This window comes from Actinosynnema sp. (assembly GCF_052038725.1).
Genome location: NZ_JBQGCX010000657.1, coordinates 1 through 2,309, shown reverse-complemented (window position 1 = coordinate 2,309; position 2,309 = coordinate 1). Strand labels below are relative to the sequence as shown.

General features: G+C 76.7%; 3 protein-coding genes. 2 read left to right on the top strand and 1 reads right to left on the bottom strand.

Features of this window, described 5'->3' with window-relative positions:
- Positions 1-268, top strand: a 268-nt coding sequence (locus ACTUAL_RS13860) for an aldo/keto reductase (protein ID WP_440900524.1), incomplete at its 5' end; no start/stop codon positions are given.
- A 3-nt stretch (positions 269-271) separates the two neighbouring features.
- Here the strand turns inward: ACTUAL_RS13860 and ACTUAL_RS13855 are convergent.
- Complete coding sequence (locus tag ACTUAL_RS13855) at positions 272-1,255, bottom strand: NADP-dependent oxidoreductase (RefSeq protein ID WP_440900523.1); 984 nt, start codon at positions 1,253-1,255, stop codon at positions 272-274.
- A gap of 86 nt (positions 1,256-1,341) precedes the next feature.
- Between ACTUAL_RS13855 and ACTUAL_RS13850 the strand changes: the two genes are divergently transcribed.
- The gene (locus ACTUAL_RS13850; protein ID WP_440900522.1) at positions 1,342-2,262 is read left to right on the top strand and encodes an AraC family transcriptional regulator; all 921 of its coding nucleotides are present in this window, start codon (positions 1,342-1,344) and stop codon (positions 2,260-2,262) included.
- Positions 2,263-2,309 lie beyond the last annotated feature (47 nt).

Below are 2,309 nucleotides of genomic sequence, written 5' to 3'. Positions count from 1 at the left end.
CCTGGACGCGGTCGAGGACGTCGCCCTGGACCTCGGCGTGACGCCGGACCAGGTGGCGATCAGGTGGTCGATGGCCAGGGGCGTGATCCCGATCATCGGGCCCAGGGACCTGGCCCAGTTCACGTCGAACCTCGCGGCGGCCGAGCTGGAGATCCCGGCGCACCACCTCGACCGGTTGACCGAGGTGAGCGCGCCGCGACTGGGGTACCCGCACGGGCTGTGGGTCGAGCACGACCGGGTCGAGCGCAAGCGGCTCGCCCCGGTGTAGCGCTCAGACCGTGACGACGATCTTGCCGAGCGGGCGGCCCCGCGCGTGGTCGACCAGCGCCGCGACGGCGTCGTCGAGCGGGTACCGGCGGGCGATCGGGGTCGTGAGGGCGCCCGCCAGCGCGGCCTCGGCGACGGCCTCGGCCCCGGTGCGCTCGTCGCCGGTGTGCATCACGAAGCCCAGGTCGACGTCGTCGCGCCCGAGCTGCTCGGGCCGGGGCGGCGGGAAGACGATCGAGAGCAGCCTGCCGCCCGGCCGCAGGGCGCGGGCCGCGTCGGGCAGGGCGTCGGGCAGGAGCGCCAGGTTGAGCACGACGTCGACGCCCGAGGGGTAGGCGCCGTGCCCGACCACGTGGTGGGCGCCGAGGCCGCGCAGCAGGTCGGCGCCCGCGGCGGTGCGGGCGGTCGCGGTGATCTCGGCGCCCGCGGCGGCCAGCACCGGCACGAGGGTGAGGCCGACCGGGCCGGTCGCGCCGACGACCAGCACGCTCTCGCCGGGGCGGACCTTCGCCGCGGCGGTGAGCGCGAGCGTGGTGCCGCCCGCGATCGGCAGGGACGCGGCCAGGTCCGGGGACAGGGCGGACGGGCGGTGGCCGATGGCGGGGGTGTCCGCCTCGAACACCGCGTGGTCGGCGAGCGCACCGGTGCTCAGCGACGGGCGTCCGGGGTCGGCCACCGCGCGCAGCTGGCGGGGCAGGGCCATGCCGAAGACCTCGTCGCCGGCGCGGTAGCGGGTCACCCCCGGTCCGGTCTCGACGACGGTTCCGGCGAACTCGTTGCCGGGGGTGTAGGGGAACTCCAGGTCCAGCAGGTCGCGGAAGCCGCCGGTGAGCACGCGCAGGTCGGTGGGGTTGACCGCGGCGGCGGCGATCCTGACCAGGACCTGGCCGGGGCCGGGGGTGGGGACGGGCAGTTCGGCGAGGGTGAGCTGGTCGGGGTCCCCGTAGCCGGTCGCGACGAGCGCCCGCATGGTGGTGCCGGTTGTCATGGGTCCACCGTATGGAGGACCGGGTGCGGCAGTCGATGCTGCGACGACTCACTTCCTTGCTCGTTTGCCTCACCTAGGATGGCCGGGTGGACCTCGTCGCGGACGTGCTGGAGGTGTCCGGCGTGCGCGGCGCGCTCGGGGCGCGGATCGAGGCAGGCGGGCGCTGGGCGGTCCCGCTGGCGGGCTGCTCCTCGGCGCTGCTGCACGTGGTCCTCGCGGGGCGCGCCTGGCTGCGGGTCGGCGACCCGCCGTCGTGGCTGGAGCTGTCGGCCGGTGACGTGGCGCTGCTGCCCGCCGGACCGCCGCACGTGCTCAGCGGCTCCCCGGACGTGCCGGTGGCCGACCCGGCGGAGGTGGTCCGGGCGCAGGAGGCTGGCGAGGTGATCCGGCTCGGGGACCGGCCCGCCGACACGCGCGTGCTCACGATCGGCTACGACTGCGACCACACCGTGCGCACCCAGGTCCTCGGCGCGCTGCCCGAGCTGGTGCACATCCGGGGCGACCGGGGCGCGGAGGGCTTCGACGACACCGTCCGGATGCTCGCGCGGGAGCTGGCGCGCCCCCGGCCGGGTGGGCGGGCGGTGCTGAACAGCCTGGTCGACGTCCTGCTCGTGCAGCTCATGCGGGCCTGGTTGCCGACCCAGCCCCGGCAGGTGGGCACCTGGCTGGGCGTGCTCGACGACCCGCTGGTGCGCGGCGCGGTGGAACGCCTGCACGCCGAGCCCGCCCGCCCCTGGACCACCGCGTCGCTGGCCGCCGCCCTGGCGGTCTCGCGCGCGACCCTGTCCCGCCGCTTCCCGGCGGCGATCGGCCAGAGCCCGGCGGCGTACCTGGCGCAGTGGCGGATGGACCTGGCGGCGGTGCGCCTGCGCCGGACCCGCGACCCGGTGGAGTCCGTCGCGGCGCGGGTGGGGTACCGGTCGGCGCCCGCGTTCAGCCGGGCGTTCACCCGGTCCAGGGGGATGACGCCGGGGCAGTACCGGGCTGGTGGTGGGGCCGGGGGCTGAGGCGCGCACTGCCGGCGCGTTTCGTGGGAGCGCTCTCGCCTGACATC